Origin of the sequence: Bartonella sp. AC62GZZY, assembly GCF_042196525.1 — a bacterium.
Classification (GTDB): Bacteria; Pseudomonadota; Alphaproteobacteria; order Rhizobiales; family Rhizobiaceae; genus Bartonella.
This window is the reverse complement of record NZ_JBHIQN010000005.1, coordinates 46773-66866: the sequence shown is the minus strand read 5'-3', so window position 1 is coordinate 66866 and position 20094 is coordinate 46773. Positions and strand designations below refer to the sequence as shown.

General features: G+C 41.2%; 16 protein-coding genes and 1 other RNA gene. All 17 read right to left on the bottom strand.

Annotated features, from left to right (window positions below; all coding sequences use genetic code 11):
- Nucleotides 1-27: 27 nt before the first annotated feature.
- Entirely contained in the window at nucleotides 28-1791 is a 1764-nt protein-coding gene (gene ftsZ / locus ACFIML_RS05005) for a cell division protein FtsZ (protein ID WP_375606973.1), read from the bottom strand.
- A 63-nt stretch (nucleotides 1792-1854) separates the two neighbouring features.
- The gene (ftsA, locus tag ACFIML_RS05000) at nucleotides 1855-3156 is read right to left on the bottom strand and encodes a cell division protein FtsA (protein WP_375608236.1); all 1302 of its coding nucleotides are present in this window, start codon (nucleotides 3154-3156) and stop codon (nucleotides 1855-1857) included.
- The gene (locus ACFIML_RS04995) at nucleotides 3153-4064 is read right to left on the bottom strand and encodes a cell division protein FtsQ/DivIB (protein ID WP_375687549.1); all 912 of its coding nucleotides are present in this window, start codon (nucleotides 4062-4064) and stop codon (nucleotides 3153-3155) included. The genes ftsA and ACFIML_RS04995 overlap by 4 nt, the downstream gene beginning before the upstream one ends.
- A complete protein-coding gene (locus ACFIML_RS04990) occupies nucleotides 4052-4972 on the bottom strand; it encodes a D-alanine--D-alanine ligase (protein WP_375687527.1) in 921 nt (306 codons plus the stop codon). The genes ACFIML_RS04995 and ACFIML_RS04990 overlap by 13 nt, the downstream gene beginning before the upstream one ends.
- A 239-nt stretch (nucleotides 4973-5211) precedes the next feature.
- On the bottom strand, nucleotides 5212-6189 hold the full coding sequence (gene murB, locus ACFIML_RS04985) for a UDP-N-acetylmuramate dehydrogenase (RefSeq protein WP_375606970.1): 978 nt from the start codon (nucleotides 6187-6189) through the stop codon (nucleotides 5212-5214).
- A complete protein-coding gene (gene murC / locus ACFIML_RS04980) occupies nucleotides 6167-7594 on the bottom strand; it encodes a UDP-N-acetylmuramate--L-alanine ligase (protein ID WP_375687525.1) in 1428 nt (475 codons plus the stop codon). Before murC ends, murB begins: the two co-directional genes overlap by 23 nt.
- On the bottom strand, nucleotides 7578-8714 hold the full coding sequence (locus tag ACFIML_RS04975) for a UDP-N-acetylglucosamine--N-acetylmuramyl-(pentapeptide) pyrophosphoryl-undecaprenol N-acetylglucosamine transferase (RefSeq protein ID WP_375608233.1): 1137 nt from the start codon (nucleotides 8712-8714) through the stop codon (nucleotides 7578-7580). The genes murC and ACFIML_RS04975 overlap by 17 nt, the downstream gene beginning before the upstream one ends.
- Nucleotides 8707-9861, bottom strand: a complete 1155-nt coding sequence (locus ACFIML_RS04970; RefSeq protein ID WP_375606967.1) for an FtsW/RodA/SpoVE family cell cycle protein — start codon at nucleotides 9859-9861, stop codon at nucleotides 8707-8709. The genes ACFIML_RS04975 and ACFIML_RS04970 overlap by 8 nt, the downstream gene beginning before the upstream one ends.
- Nucleotides 9862-10002: 141 nt before the next feature.
- The gene (murD, locus tag ACFIML_RS04965; RefSeq protein WP_375608232.1) at nucleotides 10003-11397 is read right to left on the bottom strand and encodes a UDP-N-acetylmuramoyl-L-alanine--D-glutamate ligase; all 1395 of its coding nucleotides are present in this window, start codon (nucleotides 11395-11397) and stop codon (nucleotides 10003-10005) included.
- A 4-nt stretch (nucleotides 11398-11401) separates the two neighbouring features.
- Nucleotides 11402-12472 (bottom strand): phospho-N-acetylmuramoyl-pentapeptide-transferase, encoded by a 1071-nt coding sequence (gene mraY, locus ACFIML_RS04960; protein WP_375606965.1) that lies wholly within the window; start codon nucleotides 12470-12472, stop codon nucleotides 11402-11404.
- 21 nt (nucleotides 12473-12493) lie between these two features.
- Nucleotides 12494-13915 (bottom strand): UDP-N-acetylmuramoyl-tripeptide--D-alanyl-D-alanine ligase, encoded by a 1422-nt coding sequence (gene murF, locus ACFIML_RS04955; protein WP_375608231.1) that lies wholly within the window; start codon nucleotides 13913-13915, stop codon nucleotides 12494-12496.
- Nucleotides 13912-15363 carry a UDP-N-acetylmuramoyl-L-alanyl-D-glutamate--2,6-diaminopimelate ligase gene (locus tag ACFIML_RS04950; protein ID WP_375608230.1) on the bottom strand — a complete coding sequence of 484 codons (1452 nt, stop codon included), beginning with the start codon at nucleotides 15361-15363 and terminating at the stop codon, nucleotides 13912-13914. Before ACFIML_RS04950 ends, murF begins: the two co-directional genes overlap by 4 nt.
- Nucleotides 15364-15386: 23 nt before the next feature.
- Nucleotides 15387-17129, bottom strand: coding sequence for a peptidoglycan D,D-transpeptidase FtsI family protein (locus ACFIML_RS04945; protein WP_375608229.1), 1743 nt, complete (start codon nucleotides 17127-17129; stop codon nucleotides 15387-15389).
- Nucleotides 17129-17533 (bottom strand): hypothetical protein, encoded by a 405-nt coding sequence (locus tag ACFIML_RS04940; protein WP_375606961.1) that lies wholly within the window; start codon nucleotides 17531-17533, stop codon nucleotides 17129-17131. Before ACFIML_RS04940 ends, ACFIML_RS04945 begins: the two co-directional genes overlap by 1 nt.
- Complete coding sequence (rsmH, locus tag ACFIML_RS04935; protein WP_375609263.1) at nucleotides 17530-18528, bottom strand: 16S rRNA (cytosine(1402)-N(4))-methyltransferase RsmH; 999 nt, start codon at nucleotides 18526-18528, stop codon at nucleotides 17530-17532. Before rsmH ends, ACFIML_RS04940 begins: the two co-directional genes overlap by 4 nt.
- A 264-nt stretch (nucleotides 18529-18792) precedes the next feature.
- Nucleotides 18793-19183, bottom strand: an RNA gene (rnpB, locus tag ACFIML_RS04930) — RNase P RNA component class A.
- An 82-nt stretch (nucleotides 19184-19265) separates the two neighbouring features.
- Nucleotides 19266-19775, bottom strand: coding sequence for a lytic transglycosylase domain-containing protein (locus ACFIML_RS04925; protein ID WP_375606959.1), 510 nt, complete (start codon nucleotides 19773-19775; stop codon nucleotides 19266-19268).
- Nucleotides 19776-20094 lie beyond the last annotated feature (319 nt).

Here is a 20094-nt window from a genome sequence, read left to right as displayed (position 1 = left end):
TTCTTACTTTACCTCATTTTTCATCAATTAATTTGCCTGACGACGTAAAAATGCTGGTATTTCCAACTGATCTTCTTCACTTATAAAAGTACGCTGATCTTGTGGTACCTGAGGATGCAGCTCACCAGAACGACGTGGAACATAAACAGAAGCATCTTGAGAAAGCGCCTGAGAGTTTTTATTGTAAACATGAGACTCTTTCTGCTGAGACGATCTAACAGCAGGCTCTAACCTCGCTTCTGGCTCAGCTTCTTCACGATGTGTCAAGCTCTGTTTCAAACGCTGCCAAAGATTACGAGGACCTTGATCAGTCACAAATGTTCTTTGGCTTTGTCCATGAGCAACAGGAGGAAAATCCTTTAACTCAGGCATACGCATTGGAGCGCGCGCTTGCATTTGTTTTGGTTGCACTGGCTTTTCTGTTTGCTTCACAACCCCTGTCATCTCATCAAGAACATGCGCTGTTGCCTCCATACTCACGGGAGCCGCCATCGCTTGTTGAGAACCGCGGCTTACTTGCATACGAGGCACATTTAATTTCTGTTCCTGAACAGCATTTGAGCCATACGCAACAGCACTCGTCGCACTTCGTGTCGTCATTGCTTCTACAGGATGTGCAAAAATTTGACTTTTGGGACGGAACTGTTCTCCGGTTGATTTACCCTTCTCTATTTCAAGTGATTCGATCACTTCTACCATTGACTCAGAACGCAGAGGCGATGATTGAACATGAAAAGAACTGTGTGACGTTCCAGGATCGCTTTTGCGTATTGAAGAAGCAGGCCTTTGAATCTGAGGATGAGAGGACTGAACCACATCACTAACTTCACGATCGATACCGGTCGCAACCACAGAAACACGAATAACACCTTCCAATGACTCATCATCAATAGCGCCAAAAATCACATTTGCATCAGCGTCCACTTCTTCACGAATACGATTAGCAGCTTCATCAACCTCAAAGAGAGTCATATCACGACCACCCGTAATAGAAATCAGTAAACCACGCGCCCCACGCATAGAAGTATCATCTAACAATGGGTTCGCAATAGCAGCTTCAGCAGCAGCCAAAGCACGCCCATCACCAGATGCCTCACCGGTTCCCATCATGGCTCGACCCATTTCGTGCATAACAGAACGAACATCAGCAAAATCAAGGTTAATCAAACCCTCTTTAATCATCAAATCCGTAATGGAAGCAACACCAGAATAAAGCACTTGGTCAGCCATAGCAAAAGCATCAGCAAATGTTGTCTTATCATTTGCAATACGGAAAAGATTTTGATTGGGAATAACAATCAATGTATCGACAGACTTTTGTAATTCTTCAATACCAGCCTCTGCCGTTTTCATACGACGTGCCCCTTCAAACTGAAATGGCTTTGTCACAACACCAACAGTCAAAATACCTTTTTCACGCGCTGCGCGAGCAACAACGGGAGCAGCTCCTGTTCCAGTTCCTCCCCCCATACCAGCAGTAATGAAAACCATATGAGAGTCTGCAAGATGATCAATAATTTCATCAATACATTCCTCCGCCGCCGCTTGCCCAACTTCCGGTAAAGCACCAGCACCCAAACCTTCTGTCACAGCTGCCCCAAGTTGGATAACACGTTCAGCCTTTGACATAGCCAAAGCCTGTGCATCCGTATTTGCAACAACAAAGTCAACTCCCTGAAGACCAGCATTTATCATATTATTCACGGCATTCCCGCCACCACCTCCAACACCAAAAACGGTAATGCGTGGCTTCAATTCCGCGATATCTGGCCGATGCAGATTAATCGTCATTTTCTTTTCCTTCTCATAAGACACCGCAAGCCAAAGCGATGAAATTTATCCAACTAGACTTAACTAAAAACTCTCACGCAACCACTGACCAACACGCTGAAAATACCCACGCGTGCCCATCGATAAATGATTTCCTGCCGCCTGCATTGTTTTTTCTTCAAAACCCACCAATTGCGGATAAATTAACAACCCAACAGCAGATGTAAACGCCGCCCCTTTTGCAAGAGAAGGAAGCCTCGAAATACCTAAAGGCCGCCCGATACGAACATTTCTTCCTAATATAGTACGTGCCATTTCTGGCAATCCTGTTAACTGGCTTGCTCCCCCAGTCAAAATAACACGTTTACCAATGATGTGACCAAAACCAGAACGATTTAAACAATCACGGACCATTTCTAAAATTTCTTCAACACGCGCACGAATGATACGCCCAAGAACTGCGCGAGGATATTGAGTTTCACGCTGTTCACTCCCAATTTCTGCTACATTAATCATTTGCCGCTCATCAGCACTTGTTAAAAGTGCTGAACCATAAACAACTTTTAAACGTTCCGCCTCTGTTAAAGACATAGAAAATCCGCGCGCAACATCAAGAGTGACATGATGCCCCCCAACAGCAAGAGCATCTGCATGAATAAATTTCCCCTCAAAAAACACTGAAAATGTTGTTGTTCCACCACCAAAATCAATACATGCAGCCCCTAAACGCGCCTCATCATTCATCAAAACAGCAAGACCACTTGCAAAGGGAGTAGCAACCATTGCTTCAACACTCAAATGTGCACGATTAATACAAGTTTCTAAATTACGCAAAGATGCTGTTTCTGCTGTTACCACATGCACATCAACACCAAATGTTTCCCCTGCCATGCCAATAGGATCAAAAATTCCTTTATCTCCATCCAATACATAAGAAACTGGAACTGAGTGCATAACATGACGTTCAGCATCAAAGGCTTTGCGCGAAACATCTGAAAAGGCCATACGCATATCACGCTTGGTGACTTCACGACCATTCAAATGGACCTTTCCATTAATCAAAGCACTTTGTAATCGACTTGAGGAAAAATTCACAATCACTGAATCCACCACCAAACCCGCCATTTTTTCTGCCGCATCAACAGCCAAGCGTATTGATTGCTCTGCTGCAAACATATCCATCACAACACCAGATTTAATACCGCGTGAACGCTGCACTCCAAAGCCCAGAATTTCCGTAGAATGTGTACGACCATGTAAATAGTGCGCATGCTTCAAAGGACGCAAACAAGCAATAAGACAAACAATCTTACTTGAACCGATATCAAGAACCGTTAAATAACGTGTTTTACGTCCCCCCAGATGATGTGATCTGAGCAATGTCATAGGCTTCCTGCCTTTCGCGCTTTTAAAATACGTTCTTCTTCTGCTACAGTAGTATGATAACGCTCCAACGTTTCATCTGATAAAGAAACAGTAATTCGATCAGCAAGACGTAAATCAACACTGAGAATATCGCGAGATAAAAGATCTTGCATTGTACCGGACGAAACAAGAGAAGAAAGCCTTTCAAGCGCACCACTTTCAGGCAACATAACGCGCATTCCGTTATCCAAAACAAGATCCCAACGCCGATCCCCTACCCGCACGAAAGCACGAACACGATTATATATTTCCGGATAAACTAACAGCGCTTGAATAAACACTTTAGCAGCATTTTGCGCCCCCTGCCCAACCACAAGCGGCAAATTCCAAACATTTTTCCCTTTAAAGGGCACAATGACACGACCTGTATAATCAACGATATCGACCAAGCCATCGTGTTGCCAAATGGCATAAGGTTCACGCTCCACGATAGAAATCCGCATTCTATTAGGATAAATCTTCTGAACATTAGCGGATTGAACCCAAGGCTGTTTTTCCAAAAGAGAGCGTGCTCTTTCAACATCAAAAGTGAATATAGAGGATGCAACATCAAGTTTTAAAATTTTCAAAATATCCTGCTTTGCTAAGCGGTTATTCCCTCTTATATCGACATCTACAACCACAAAACCACTATCTGATATTATCGTGTTTACGATCACAGCCATCTGACCACTTGATGAAAGCCCATAAAAGGCCGTCACCAAGAAAAACCATACAACAGCAAAAGAGCCATAATGGCGTGGAATATGAATATTGACAAAAACAAACTCAAACATAAACCGAAGAAAACGACGATAAAGACGTGGCAAAGCCGGCACTGAAAGCACCTCCATCGGAATATTCGTTTTATTAATACTCAACGCATGCATGATGCGTCCTCCACTATCCATTGAACAATATCGCCATAAGTACGACCGCTCGCTTTTGCAATATCAGGAAGAAGAGACGTCGATGTCATACCGGGTTGCGTATTAATTTCAAGCCAAACCAATTCTCCTGTTTTCTCATCAAAACGAAAATCAGAACGGCTAACACCTCGACACCCTATCGCCTGATGGGCTGCTAAAGACATTCTTTGCACACTTTGGTAAATATTTAGTGAAAGTTGTGCAGGACAAATGTGAAGAGAACCACCCGTTTTATATTTTGAGTCATAATCGTAGAATGGAAAGTGTTTATCGGGAAGAATTTCACACACATCCAGCACTTCGTTCCCCAAAACAGCACAAGTCAATTCACGACCAGGAATATATTTTTCAATCATTACCTCATCCGCATATCCCCACTCAGCTCCCCCAATATTATGCGGCGGCGCAGCTTCATTTCCTTGAACAATGACAACACCAAAACTTGATCCTTCACACACAGGTTTAATTACATAAGGAGGCTCCATGGGATGTGTTCGACCCAAAGCAAAGCGGCTCATGATACGAGAAGGAGCAACACAAACCCCAACATTTGCAACGATAATTTTTGCACGTCCCTTATCCATTGCCAAAGCAGATGCCATCACGCCAGAATGAGTATAAGGAATTTTTAAATATTCAAGAATCCCTTGAATCCGGCCATCTTCACCAAATGGACCATGCAATGCATTGAAGGCAATATCAGGCTGCAACTGTTCAAGAACAGAAGCAATATGAGCGTCAACATCCACGCGGCTCACGCGATACCCCTGCACCTCTAGAACATCAGCACAAGCCGCCCCTGAAGATAAACTTACAGACCGTTCAGAAGAAAAACCTCCCATTAATACAGCTATATGTTTATCTTTCATAATAAATCACCCTCTTTCGCATACTATATGTAGTCTATATAGAATACATCAGCACCACATACAGGAAAAAACAAAGTTTATCCTTGCGAATCAATAACCTAGCATTTTGCATAATGAATCAGACTCAAAAGCTTGATGCAAGAGATTCTTTGTTAATTTATTGATTCTTAATAGAAATTTTTTATTATCTCTTTGAAATGACTCAATTTTTTATTTTCACTTTTTTAGTGAACAATAAATCAATGAAATGGATCAAAAGGAGGAACACTTCGACCACGCTCAAATTGACCAATACGCTCTATTTCCCATTGTAAAAGGTGGGCTGAATGTGCAAAAACACGTGCACGCACTGTTTCTCCCAATGCTTCAAGATCATATCCTGTTGCTTGCCCTGTATTGATCATAAAATTACAGTGCATTTCGCTCATCTGAGCACCACCAATCCGTAAACCACGACACCCTGCCTCATCAATCACGCGCCACGCAGATATATTCTCAGGATTTCTAAAAGTTGATCCACCGGTCTTTTCACGAATAGGTTGCACTGTTTCCCTATGGAGGGCAACTTCATCCATAGCAGCACGAATATCATCTTTATTACCGGTTTGTCCTTCTAATAAAGCAGCAGTAAAAATAAACCCTTCAGGAATATCACAATGGCGATAGGAATAATGCATATCTTTCAAACTCAAAATATGACGTTTTCCTTTACGATCCAGCGCATAAACCTCAACAACACGTGCTGCGGTTTCAACACCATTTGCACCCGCATTCATTTTGAGTGCCCCTCCAAGACCACCAGGAATACCGTGATAAAAATGAAAACCCGCGATTTCTGCCTTTAAAGCAGCGGTAGCTAAATGTTTATCGGCCGTACCTGCACCAACTAAAAAACGTTTTGGAGAAACTTGTTGCACTTGCCCAAAACCTTTTGGCGAAAGACGAATCACAACACCAGGAACACCCCCATCACGCACCAGCAGATTAGAACCTATTCCTACAATTGTTACAGGAATAAATTCAGGCAAATTTTGAAGAAAAAGAGCTAAATCTTCCTCATCAACAGGCTGATAAAAAAGTTCTGCCAACCCACCAGTGCGAAACCACGTCACCTTACGCATCTCAACATTAGGTGTAAGCTTGCCTCTTATACCCCCCAACAGTGGTTGCAATTGCGCCAATAACGCCTCACCATCAATGTGCTGAAAATTTATCATGACCATCAAGTACCGACAACTGATGAGGCAATGCACACGCCCATTGTGTGATATTGCCTGCACCAAGAAAAACCACATAATCCTCTGCCTGAGCAAATGTTGAGACAATAGACACAACATCTTCCAGACCATGTATTAAGCGCACATCACGATGACCAGCCATTTTAATATGCTCTACCAATTCTTGAGAACCAAACCCTACGATAGGCTCTTCACCAGCCGCATAAACGGGTGTAATCAACACTGTATCTGCATCATTAAAGCAAGTAGCAAAATCATCAAATAAATGATACAAACGTGAATAACGATGGGGCTGAGCAATTGCAATTACGCGTCCTTTTGCGCTCTCACGTGCTGCACGCAAAACAGCCTTTATTTCAACAGGATGATGGCCATAATCATCAAATATTTCAACGCCATGCCAATTTCCTGTTTGCGTAAAACGCCGTTTTACTCCGCCAAATTCTGCTAAGCCTCTTTTTATAGCTTCATTTGAAATGCCAAGTTCATGCGCAATAGCAATCGCCGCCGTTGCATTGGCAACATTATGCTGCCCTGCCATGGGCAAAAGCAAATTTTTTAACTCAATCTTTCTTCCTGTTTTGCGTGAGCGAACAAGAACATCAAAATGCGTTTTTTGACCATCCATCGAAAGATTAAGAAAACGAACATCCGCTTGTGGATTTTTACCATAAGTGATCACCCAACGATCATCAATACGGCCCGCCAATGACTGAACCTCTGGATGATCAAGACACAAAACAGCAAAACCATAAAAAGGAACATTTTCTACGAATTGCCGAAAAGCCTCACGCACAGCATCAAAACTTCCATAATGATCCAAATGCTCAGCGTCAATATTAGTAATAACAGCAATATCAGCAGGCAGCTTTAAAAATGTACCATCACTTTCATCAGCTTCAACAATCATCCAATCGCCATCTCCTGTACGAGAATTCGTACCATAAGCATTAATAATACCGCCATTAATCACCACTGGATCAAAATGACCAGCATCAAGAAGGGCTGCGACCATTGATGTGGTTGTTGTTTTACCATGTGTACCACCCACTGCAATTGCACGCCGAAACCGCATCAGCTCCGCCAGCATTTCTGCACGTCTGACAAGCGGCAAATGTCTTTCCTTTGCAGCAATATACTCAGGATTTGTTTTTTTAACGGCAGTAGAAAAAACAACAACCTCTGCATTCCCTAAGTTTTCAGCACAATGACCTATATGAACGTTAATTCCTTTTTTCCGTAAACGTTCAACATTTGCACTTTCAACTTGATCTGACCCTTGAACTTTATAGCCAAGATTATAAAAAACCTCCGCAATTCCACTCATACCGATCCCCCCGATTCCGATAAAATGGATAACGCCTATATCAAGTGGCATTTTCATTAAAAAGCTCCTCTTTTATATCTGACAACAATCGCCCTGCAATTAAGGATTCAGCCATATCAGCAAGGCAACGGGTTGCATGAGGTTGCCCAACTTTTTTTGCAGCAAGCGCTTGTTTTTCTAATAAATGGGGCGCACAACAAGCGTGCATTAAAAGAGAAGAAAGCTTTTGTGCATTTAAATCTTTTTCTGATACAATTTGCGCACCACCTACACGAGCAAGCAGAGCTGCATTGGCAGCCTGATCATGATCTAAAGCATGGGGATAGGGAACAAGCAAAGCAGGTCTACCAATCACCGCTATCTCACAAACGGATGAAGCCCCAGCGCGCGACAAAATAAAATGAGCATGTGCCATACGTTCAGCCATATCATCAAAGAAAGGAGCAACCTCTGCTTGTACGCCCATATCACGATAGATTTTGATCAACCCTCCTGCTTCACCGCGAACTTGCTGTACAATTCGCAAGCGTTTACGGTTCTTATCATCGAGTAACGCAATGGCTTCTGGAACAATATGTGAAAAAGCAGAAGCCCCTTGGCTACCACCAAAAATCAAAAAATTAAATGGCGTTTCCCCCTCTGAAGAATGATAAGGAATTTCGGCCGCCTTCAGCACAGCCTCACGGACAGGATTCCCCGTTAAAAGCATTTTATGGGCATAAGCGCCATTTGGCGACAACAAACCACCAGCGATTGCACGCACAAAAATTGCCAACATCCGATTGGCACGCCCCATAACAGCATTTTGTTCATGAATAAATGTCACACGCTTTGTTAAAGCCGCAATAAAAAGAGGAGGAAAGCTCGGATATCCCCCAAATCCTCCAACAAGAACAGGACGTAATTTATAAAACAACGCCAACGATTGCCCCATTCCCCTTAGTAAAGACCAAAACGTCTTTATCAGAGCAAAAGGATGGCGGCGTATAAATGTTGCCGATGAAACGATATGTGTATGCTCTTCATCAAAGCACCGAACAAAAGGGCGTGCTCTTTCATCTGTTATTAAATGAACATCATATCCACGCTCCCTTAATTCAACACCAAGGGACTCAGCAGGAAAAAGATGTCCACCTGTACCACCAGCCACCAAAACAATAACTTTTTTATCATTCATAAGGCGTATCCAAGACAGAAGAGGAAGAAAAAGCTGAAAGGCGTGCTTCTGGCCAACGACGTGTTAAACTGAGCAAAATGCCCATTGAAAACGCAATCGCCACCATCGAAGAACCACCATAAGAAATAAAAGGCAATGTCATGCCTTTTGGAGGAATTAAGTGAAGATTAACGGCCATATTAATAGCTGATTGAAAGCCAATCATCATTGCTATGCCAGTAATACCAAGACGTATAAAGCAATCACGTGTATTCATTGCTATATACAATGAACGCATAACGATAAAACCAAAAAGCATCATAATTAATAAACAAAGAATAATACCATATTCTTCAGCAGCAACGGAAAATACAAAATCTGTATGGCTATCAGGAATAATACGTTTTACTGTTCCCTCCCCAGGACCTTGCCCAAACCAACCACCATTCAAAATAGCCTCACGTCCAACATCTACTTGAAAGGTATCTCCTTCACCTGTCAAAAAACCATTGATACGCTCACGCACATGATACAGAAAAAGATAAGCTAAAACAATTCCTCCAGCACCTAAAATGAGAAAGAGAAAAATAACGGCTAGAGGCACACCAGCAATAAAAAACAAACCACCCCATGTTGCACTTATTAAAAGTGTTTGTCCAATATCAGGCTGCAAAACCAGAAGCACACAACAAATGCCATAAAGTACAATCGCTAACGTATAACCTAGAATTCCCCTCCTGCGTATCTGTTCCGAAAAAAGCCAAGCGGACATAACCACAAAAGCTGGCTTCATAAACTCTGAAGCCTGTACAGAAAAACCAAAGAGCACAATCCACCGCCGTGCTCCCTTTAATTCTGGACCCCAAAATAAGGTTGCAACCATAAGAGCAAGCGTTACAATAAGCAAAAGAGCACATAAACGACGAATATTAGGAATTGAAAAAAAAGAAATGGTCACCATCGTAAAAAATGCTGAAATGCTGAAAATGATATGCCACCGAACAAAATAAAAACTATCAGCAATTCCGATTTTTTTTGCAATCGTGGGGCTGGCAGCAAAAGACAACATAATGCCAATCCCCATTAAAATTAAACAAGCTGCAAAGACAGAGCGGTCAATCGTCCACCACCAATTAGCAATTGGGTCTCTATCTGCACGCGTAACCATGATATCCGCCTTATCCGTTTTATAAATTGTTTCAAAGTGATATGGTTCCCCGCCTGTTTAACAAACACTTTAAAAACTAAATTACACAAAAAAAGATTCTGGAGTCTTAACGCAAAAATATTTTTTTATAACTGATGCTTTTTATTGTAACTGCATCACAAAAGAGACAAATGCTTCGCCCCGTTCTTCATAATTTTTAAATTGGTCATAACTTGCACAAGCAGGTGACAAAAGAACCGTCACCTCTTTTGCCTTACAACCTATTGCGTCAACAGCTGCTTCACGCACCGCATTTTTCAAAGTTAAGCTCATAGAAAAGGGAAAAGCAGATCCAATAATGCGAGCAAATTCTTCCGCCGCACTCCCAATCAAATAGGCTTTACGAATTTTAGGAAAAAATTCTCTAAGAGACTCTATTCCTCCCTTTTTCGCCTGTCCCCCAACAATCCAAAAAATATCATTAAAGGTGGAAAGAGCAGGAGCTGTTGCATCTGCATTAGTCGCCTTGCTATCATTGATAAACAAAACCGCCCCCATTTTACGCACCTGCTGCATACGATGATCCAACCCTTTATAACTTGCTAAATGCTTTTTTATAGAGGGATCTGTTATTTTTAAAGCCTGCAATGTTGCCAATGCCATAAGAGCATTTTGCGCATTATGACTCCCACGTAACACCGCCATAGGAGCAAGATCTGCAAGCATATGACGCTGTCCTTGACGAACAGAAAAAAGCTTGGTTCCATCTGCATAAAAACCATTTTCAACAAAATGATTCTTGGAAATTGCCTCAATTTGCTTCCCATCATGAAGTAACTGTTGATATAAAACCTGACAAGCTGCATCATCAACTGAAATAAAAGCCTGAGAAGCCTGAGCAATCAGATGCCTTTTGGTTTGCACATAACAGGCAAAACTTCCATGTCGATCAATATGATCAGATGTCAAATTCAATAAAAGTCCAATGGTTGGCTGAAGAGAGGGAGTAAGATCAATTTGAAATGATGAACATTCAATCACATAAATACGTTTTTTAACAAATGGCTTAAGCGTCAATATTGCCTTTCCAATATTTCCCCCCATCTGCACATCATAGCCCATTTTTTCCAATAAATGCGTAAGCAAAGCCGTTGTTGTCGACTTTCCATTCGTCCCCGTAATCGCAATAAACGGAACATCTTGGTCACAAAAACCATAATGCTGTAAAAAATCATGGCGTGCACGAACAAACAATTCAATATCACCAATAATTTCTATATTTTTTTTTCGTGCCTTTTCAACAACCCAATGCGGTTGAGGATAATTTAAAGGAACTCCAGGAGCGAGAACCAATGCAACAAATTCTGACCAGTCCTCATCGTGGAGATCTCTTGTTGGAATATTTTGCCGACAAGCCATCTGCACGCTTGAAGGACTATCATCCCACGCCACCACTTCTGCACCACCACACATTAATGCTTGTGCCGTTGCTAGTCCAGACTGCCCCAATCCAAACAGAGCAACTTTTTGACCTTTATAACACGTAACAGAAATCACATTCTCACCGCAATTTAAGTGTTGAAAGACCTATGAGAGCGAGAACAATCGAAATAATCCAAAAGCGTATCACCACTTGGCTTTCAGTCCAACCTTTTTTCTCAAAATGATGATGTATCGGTGCCATAAGAAACACGCGTTTTCTTGTTAATTTGAAATAACCAACCTGAATAACGACCGAAAAAGCTTCCACAACAAAAAGTCCACCAATAAGAACCAAAACAATTTCGTGCTTCGTAGCAACCGCAACAGTCCCTAAGAGTCCTCCAAGAGCCAACGATCCAGTATCTCCCATAAAAATAGCTGCAGGTGGTGCATTAAACCATAAAAATCCAAGCCCTGCCCCAACAACAGCTCCCAATAAAACAGCCAATTCACCTGTTCCCGATACATAATGGATTTGGAGATAATCAGCAAAATTCATATTACCAGAAAGATAAGCAATCAGAGCAAAAGATAAGGCTGCAACCATCACAGGAACAATAGCAAGCCCATCGAGTCCATCCGTCAAATTAACCGCATTACCCGTCGCGACAATGACGAAAGCAGAAAAAGGAATAAAAAACCAGCCCAAATTGATAAGATAATCTTTCAAAAAAGGCAAAGCTAATCCAGATGAGCCAATTTGCAGAATGGCAAAAGCAGCAATCGCCGCAACACAAAACTCCAAGCTTAACCGTGCTTTCCCAGAAAATCCTTTGTCTGTTTGTTTTGTGACCTTAAGATAATCATCATAAAACCCAATTACCCCAAAAGAAAGCATAACCAATAGCGATACCCAAAAGTAAATATTCGATAAATTACCCCATAAAAATGCCGATACCACAATGCCGATTAAAATCATTAATCCACCCATTGTAGGTGTTCCAGCCTTTTTAAAATGTGTTTGAGGTCCATTAGCACGAATCGGTTGCCCCTTACCTTGCCGCAATTTAAGAGAAGCAATGATGCTAGGTCCAAACAAAAAGACGATAAGCCCCGAAGTAAGCATAGCTGCTATCGTGCGAAAAGTAATATAACGAAAAACATTTACACCCGGAAGCCAATCACTAAACGAAGAAAAAAACAGCATCATGGAACAAAAAACCTCTTAAAACTATGAAGAAACTGCTTTATAGCGATCAAGCAATGCAGTCACAATATTTGATGAACAAAGGCTATTGGATGATTTAATCATAAGTAGGTCGCCAGGAGAAATTTCTGCTAAAAGAAGCGGTAAAATTTTCTCAATATTTTCAGCATAATGAACCTTAACACCAGCAGACAAATCACTGACTAAAGATTTCATCGCCTCACCAAATAGAAAAACCGGATTAGCACCGGAAAGACGTATTGGTTTTATTAAATCACGATGAAGCTTTTCACTATACTCCCCTAACTCTAGCATATCCCCTAAAATAGCAATTCGCCGCCCCCCTTTTCCTACAGGTCCTGTAGCAAGAAGCTCAAGTGCAGCACGCATAGAAGCAGGATTTGCATTATAGCTTTCATCAATGAGATAAAATTCACCCCCATTTGATAAAGACAGTCGATAACGAACACCTCGCCCCTTTTGAGAAGAAAAATGGCGAAAAGAAAGAAAAACAGGCTCTAACTCAACCCCCATAGCATCACAAGCAGCAATAACCCCTAAACTATTTTGCACAATATGGCGTCCCGGAGCCCCAATTTGAACCTCCTTATCCCGCCCCCCAATACGCACAATCATAGAAGAACTATCGGTTAGAAGACGTATATCTCGCGCTTGATAATCAGCATCTTTAGTCCCACCAAAGCTTAAGATCTTCTTTACACCGCATTTCTTTGCTTTTTGAACGAGATAAGAAAAAAAATCACTATCCGCATTTAAAATGGCAATGCCTTCTTCATCCAATCCTTCAAAAATTTCAGCTTTTGCCTTTGCTATTTCTTCAAGATCTTTGAAAAATCCCATATGTCCTGCACAAATATGCGTAATGAGAGCAATATGCGGACAAACCAGCTTGACCAGAGGGCGAATTTCATCTCTATGATTCATGCCAATTTCAAAGATACCATAATCACTCTCCATAGGCATCCGCGCTAAAGTGAGTGGAACCCCCCAGCAATTGTTTAAAGAAGCGAGATTCGCATGAACATTCCCAGCCGTTGCAAGTGCTTGTTTCAAAGCTTCTTTTGTCGTCGTTTTTCCCACCGATCCTGTTATCGCGATAATCTTAGCTCTTGAACGTTTGCGTGCAGCTTGTGCAAGTTGTTCTAAGGCTTGCAAAACATCAGGAACGACAATGAGTGGAGCCAATATCTTTTTCATATCCCTCAAACGGTGTTCCGCAACGATAAGAACGCCTGCACCTCGTTCATAAGCTTGCGCAGCAAAATCATGACCATCAAGATGGTGCCCTTTAATGCAGAAAAAAACATCCCCTTCCGCAAGAGTACGACTATCAATGGAAACCCCAGAAAAAGTTTCTGGCAAGCTTCCCATTACAACACCATTAACTGCAGCAACAAGTGCTTGCTTATCCCATAAAGCTGTCATTTCTTTCGGTCCTCTAAAGCTTCTATCGCTTTCAGACGATCTGAAAAAGGATAAGTTGTCTGCCCTATAATTTGGCCATCCTCATGACCTTTTCCAGCAATGATGAGTGTATCACCAGCTTTCAAAAGCTCCACCGCGTAAGAAATAGCTTCACCACGATCTGCTATCTCTATTGCTGTTGGCACCGCCTGTAAAATATCTTTACGTATTTTTTCTGGCATTTCTGTTCGAGGATTATCATCTGTTACAATAACAATGTCCGCTTTATCTGCCGCAATTTTTCCCATCAAAGGTCTTTTTCCTTGATCACGATCTCCTCCACAACCAAAAACAACGATCAAGCGTCCTTGCGTAAAGGGACGAACAGAAAGCAAAACCTGCTCCAAAGCTTCTGGTTTATGAGCATAATCAATATAAACAAGCGCATTATTTTCTGTCTTTCCCACAAACTCTAACCGCCCAGGAGCCCCCTGCAAAGTTTCAAGCGCAGGAAAAACCTTACGAGGTGAAACGCCCGTTGCAATGGCTAACCCCGCTGCCATAAGCGCATTAGCTACCTGAAAATCTCCAGCTAAAGGCAAATCAAATGTATAAATATTGTTTTCCACACGACACTCAATACACTGTTTGGAGCGTTGATGTTCGACACGATTAATCGTGATAAATTGCCCCTTACGTCCAATTGTCAAGACACGGCGGCGGGCTTGTGTAACAACATCAATAACCTTTTGTGAATAAACATCATCAGCAAAAATCAAAGCAGGAGCAGATACAGGCAAAAGTGTATCAAACAACCTCATTTTAGCCCGCAAATAATCCTCTACCCCCGTGTGATAATCCATGTGATCTCGCCCTAAATTAGTAAAGGCACCAGCCGTTAAACGGACTCCATCAAGTCGTCCTTGATCAAGCCCATGCGAAGAAGCTTCAAGAGCGGCATGCGTCACACCTTCATGAGAAATTTCACAAAGAAGACGGTGCAAGACGACCGGATCAGGTGTTGTGAGAGAACCATAAACATTCCGTTTAGGAGAAACAACACCAACCGTTCCTATACTCGCTGCACAAAATCCAACATGAGTCCAAATTTGCCGAAGAAAAGAGACAACAGATGTTTTACCACTTGTACCAGTCACAGCAACAACTGTTTCCGGCTGAGAACCGTAAAAACGTGCAGCTGCCAACGCTAAACTATGACGAACATTAGAAACACGTAAAATGGGAACAGATAAATCCTCAAGAACAGCATGACAGTCTGTAACGATTGCTCGTGCGCCACGCTTTATCGCGTCATCTATATAGTGTCTTCCATCACTTTTTTTCCCTTGAACAGCAACAAAAACATAGCCCGGCAAAACTTGCCGAGAATCCACACTTATTCCTGTTATTGCTATTGAAGAAAGACTTTCATCTTCAACACATTCTGTAAAAACTGTTCCCAACAACATGATAACGCACCTTTATATTTATTTTACCGTTGTTTAACGAAACTTGAATTGCTCTTTTTACTTAAAAGAGACTCATATTCTTTTTTAAAATCGGGTTTTACACCAAGAAAACTAGCTGTGCGACGAACAATATTAGCAAGCATTGGTCCAGCATTCATCGCCGCTGTTGATGAACGCTGTCCCTCTGCAGGCTTTGGTTCATCGATAATTGTTAAAACAACATAAGCAGGATCATCAATAGGAAAAGCAGCAAGAAAACTATTGAAATTTTTTGTTTTAGAATATTTTCCATTTTCAACTTTCTCAGCTGTTCCTGTCTTACCACCTACACGATAACCTTCTACTTTTGCATTACGTCCAGACCCAATCTCACTATTTAATTGATAAAGGTAACGCATATTTTGACTTGTTTTAGCATGCAAAACCCGTTTTGCATGGTGCAAAGTTTGTTCTTTTGTCCGTTTTAAAAATGTCGGAGCAATTAACCAACCACCATTCATTAAAGCAGCAGCCCCAACAGCTGTTTGCAAGGGAGTTGTTGCCATACCATGCCCAAAAGCAATCGTCATAGATTGGATATCCTTCCAATGATGTGGCACAATAGGATGAGCAACTTCAGGCAACTCTGTTACGAGTCGATCCAGTAGCCCAAGTTTTTGCAAAAAATCACGATGTTTATCAATCCCTATCGCTAATGCTTCTTTAGCAGAACCAATATTGGAAGAATAAACAAAAACCTCCCATAACGTTAAGGGACGATTTTTTCCGTGAAAATCATGAATAATATATCCACTACTTGCTTTTATGGGCTTTGAAGCATCAATAATACTGTTTAAATGAAAAATATTGGAATCAAGTGCCATGGCAGTCGTAAAACTTTTAATAATCGATCCCATTTCAAATGTTCCGGCCGTCATCCGATTGAGACGATCACTTTTTAAAGCTTCAATAGGATTTCCAGGATCAAAATCTGGTAGAGATGCCAACGCCAAAACTTCCCCCGTATGTATATTTAAAATAACAGCTCCTGCAGCAATTGCCTTATAACGCTTCATAGCCTGAATAAGTTCATCATGGACAATTGCCTGAAGTCGCACATCGATCGAAAGCTGAACTTGTTTTAATGATTCTTCCATGGCAAGACCAGCAGCACGCAGAGCACTCAAACCCGCATCATCAATATATTTTTCCATACCTGCAATACCTTGATTATCAACATTCACCATGCCGAGAATATGGGAAGTTACAGGTCCATCGGGATAAAAACGACGAATTTCAGTCCGAAAACCAATTCCTGGAATACCAAGGGCCATAATTTGTGTCTTCTGCATTGGTGTTAACCCACGCTGTATCCAAGAAAAACCAGTTTTTCTTTTTAAGCGCTTATAGGTTTCCTGCCAATTAAGATCAGGCAAAACTGTTGAGAGCAATTCAATGGTTTCATCCACATCAATAATACGTCGTGGCTCAGCAAAAAGTGAATAAGTTTTAATATCTGTTGCCAATAAACGACCATTACGATCAACAATATCAGGCCGCGCCGTCAGTTGAAGAACTCCTGGCCCCTTTGCTTCTTCAATCTGTCCACCTTCCAACCCATAAGAAATAAGGCAAGCCCCCATGATGCCATATAAAACTAAAAAGCAGAACAACGAAAAAAGCAAACGTGGACGACTAGAATAGGGACGACGAACAGAAACATTATGATTATTCAACGAATTCTTAAAGTGCTTTTTCTTCTGTAAGAATAAAAAAGTCGACTTCATCACTGCACGCCTTTTTGGACAACACCATTCATCTGAGAATCCCGACGATTTGCCAAAATATCTTGATTATCTTCCAAGATATTTTGTTTAATCAATTCTTCAATTGGATCATGTACCCGTACCGGAATGTCTTTAAATTCTACGATTTGACGCGGCTGTATAACTTCTAATCCAAGTTCTTTTTGATAACGTTTCGCAAGTTTTTGCATGCGCGAAGGCTTGATCATCACAGCCCACTCAGCATGAAGCAAACTCACCGTATTTTTTGCTGCAGCAATTTCATGCTCAAGATGAAGAACTTCATTCATTCGTTTTTGAACATCATATTTTACCTTATAAGTAAGACCTGCCATACAAATCATAATCATCACTAAAATCATATCAAATGTACGAAAAACTGTCATTTCTTGCCGCCTTCAAAACTGGCAATCTCTGCTAAACTAAATAATTTCATATCTTCTGTAAGAGCCTCTGCTTCAGTCCGTACACCAATACGCAACCGCGCAGAACGTGAACGAGGATTTTTCTGTAACTCCTCTTTAGTTGCCGTGATCCCACCTCTAAACAAAGGAAAAAATGTTGCTGGAGCAGCCTTTATTTCTGGCAGATAGCGTGATCTCATACGTTCTCCAGAACGAGTCGAAAAAAATCTTTTGACCATACGATCTTCAAGAGAATGAAAACTGACAACCCCCAAACGGCCTCCAGCTTTTAAAACGCGTTCAGCAGCAAATAAACCACGCGCCAATTCACCAATTTCATCATTAACATAGATACGAAGAGCCTGAAATACACGTGTTGCAGGATGAATACGATCTCCCGGTTTACGTCCTATCAACGTTTCGATAGCATACGCCAAATCACCCGTACGCAAAAAAGGCTGAACAACACGACGCGTTTCAATCATCCGTGCAATTCGTCCCGCATAACGCTCTTCTCCTAATACCTTAAAAATACGTGCCAAATCTCTTGCTTTTAAATGATTGACAACATCGCTAGCTGTAAAACCAGTCTGAGCCATTCGCATGTCCAATGGCCCATCTTTTTGAAAAGAAAAACCTCTTTCTGCTTCATCAAGCTGCATTGAAGAGACACCAATATCCAAAATAACTGCATCCACCTTCTCTTCAACGACACGATCAAGCTGTGAAAACGCCATATGGACCAAACGAAGGCGTGGAAAAAATTCTTCAACAAGCAATTGTCCTGCACTGATAGCATGAGGATCACGATCAAGAGCAATCACCTGTGCCCCTGCCTTTAACAAAGCGCGCGTGTAACCACCAGCACCAAAGGTGCCATCAATCACTTTTGCTCCAACCAATGGCATAAGCCCAGCCAAAACTGGCTGTAACAACACTGGAATATGGCGTTCAGCTCTTTGATCCTGCTTTATCAAAATAATCCGTCTTGAAGTTATGCTGTCTTAAATCAACAGCTCTCTCATGGCAACTGATCTTAGAATAACCTGGCCTTCAACTTTCACATTAATCACAATGAACGAAAAAACTAAAGTTATCCTAAAACAGATCCTAACGCATTATACTTAAAGAAATGTTATAATTTTTTAAAACACTCTTTGCTCAAGTGTCCATTTCAAACACATAGACTCCATAAAAGACCATATATAATTGATCTTATAAAATATCGCGTATCATCATGAAATATCAGTCGGCCTATAAGCCGGGTTCTGTAGAGTAAAGCTTACACTTTACATGGCAACCATTCATCTGGGACGGATGTTACCATCCGCCTCGTGCAACCTACCCGAATGACTCGCCCGGAAATCGGCTGCAAATTAAATTTTGCACGTCATTTCTATTTGGTCTTGCTCCCGGTGGGGTTTACCTTGCCACATTCATTACTGAATGCGCGGTGGGCTCTTACTCCACCCTTTCACCCTTACCTATAAAAATAGGCGGTTTACTTTCTGTGGCACTTTCCCTAGGGTCACCCCCGCCGGGTGTTACCCGGCACCGTCTTTCCATGGAGCCCGGACTTTCCTCACCTGCCGCCTTTCAGCATTGGACAAGCGCGGCTGCCCAGCCGACTGACATACTGTTTATAAAACATTTTTTGCTCCGTGAAAATAGCATCTTAAAATATTTTATGACAAACCTCTCTCAACAGATGTTTTTATTTTAATGAAGCCAGATAAGTCTTTACTTTTGCGCAATATTTCGCTGAAATGGAATTCATTTTTTTTGCAGCATGACCTGCGTTATATTTAAGGATTGTACCACACGTACTTCCACCACTGAGTTTATAGGCCCGTGCCAAATAACGCATACCATATTCAAGATTGGTCGCAGGATCGTACAAATCCTGTACAGAACCACTAAAGCCCAACCCTCGTGCCGTAGAGGGTTTAATTTGCATCAAACCTATTTCGCCAGCAGCCCCCTTTATACCTGCCTTATAATTACTTTCAACTTTTACAACAGCATGTGCTAAATTAACCGGAATATTATACTTATTTGCAAATTTCTGAATAAGAAACTCATAAGGACGATTAGAAATCTGAGAAGCAACACTCCCTAAGCCTTCTTTTGCTTCTGCAACATTTAAAACACTATGAGCCCAACTTATATCAAATACAAAAAATACAGCACACGCTGTATTTAACAAAATTTTCAAAAATTGCATTTTCTTTCTCTCACTCAAAAATTCTCAAATTCTAACCGCAAATAATTTTCGAATGCATTGTACAAAAAAAGAAAGCAAAAGAACGGCTTGAAAAGGGAAATATTAAGACAATTTCAAGATAAAGTTCTGTATAAAAAGAAAAACTCTTTATACAAAAATTATAGACTTCTCTATATCATCAAATAAAAAAATTAAAAGCCTATAATTAAACTTATATCATATTAACTAAAATGATATATTCTATCAAGTTCTGCTATATCTATTGTATCAATCAATTTTTATATTACAAAATAGCACTTTAAAAAGATATGATATTTTT

Excerpts from the sequence above, each read along its gene's own strand:
- murB (WP_375606970.1), bottom strand. The coding sequence starts at position 6,189 with ATGATAAATTTTCAGCACATTGATGGTGAGGCGTTATTGGCGCAATTG.
- ftsZ (WP_375606973.1), bottom strand. The coding sequence starts at position 1,791 with ATGACGATTAATCTGCATCGGCCAGATATCGCGGAATTGAAGCCACGC.
- ACFIML_RS04990 (WP_375687527.1), bottom strand. The coding sequence starts at position 4,972 with ATGAAAGATAAACATATAGCTGTATTAATGGGAGGTTTTTCTTCTGAA.
- ACFIML_RS04995 (WP_375687549.1), bottom strand. The coding sequence starts at position 4,064 with ATGCATGCGTTGAGTATTAATAAAACGAATATTCCGATGGAGGTGCTT.
- ACFIML_RS04950 (WP_375608230.1), bottom strand. The coding sequence starts at position 15,363 with ATGTTGTTGGGAACAGTTTTTACAGAATGTGTTGAAGATGAAAGTCTT.
- ftsA (WP_375608236.1), bottom strand. The coding sequence starts at position 3,156 with ATGACATTGCTCAGATCACATCATCTGGGGGGACGTAAAACACGTTAT.
- murF (WP_375608231.1), bottom strand. The coding sequence starts at position 13,915 with ATGACAGCTTTATGGGATAAGCAAGCACTTGTTGCTGCAGTTAATGGT.
- murC (WP_375687525.1), bottom strand. The coding sequence starts at position 7,594 with ATGAAAATGCCACTTGATATAGGCGTTATCCATTTTATCGGAATCGGG.
- ACFIML_RS04940 (WP_375606961.1), bottom strand. The coding sequence starts at position 17,533 with ATGACAGTTTTTCGTACATTTGATATGATTTTAGTGATGATTATGATT.
- ACFIML_RS04970 (WP_375606967.1), bottom strand. The coding sequence starts at position 9,861 with ATGGTTACGCGTGCAGATAGAGACCCAATTGCTAATTGGTGGTGGACG.
- ACFIML_RS04925 (WP_375606959.1), bottom strand. The coding sequence starts at position 19,775 with ATGCAATTTTTGAAAATTTTGTTAAATACAGCGTGTGCTGTATTTTTT.
- ACFIML_RS04975 (WP_375608233.1), bottom strand. The coding sequence starts at position 8,714 with ATGAATGATAAAAAAGTTATTGTTTTGGTGGCTGGTGGTACAGGTGGA.
- mraY (WP_375606965.1), bottom strand. The coding sequence starts at position 12,472 with ATGATGCTGTTTTTTTCTTCGTTTAGTGATTGGCTTCCGGGTGTAAAT.
- ACFIML_RS04945 (WP_375608229.1), bottom strand. The coding sequence starts at position 17,129 with ATGAAGTCGACTTTTTTATTCTTACAGAAGAAAAAGCACTTTAAGAAT.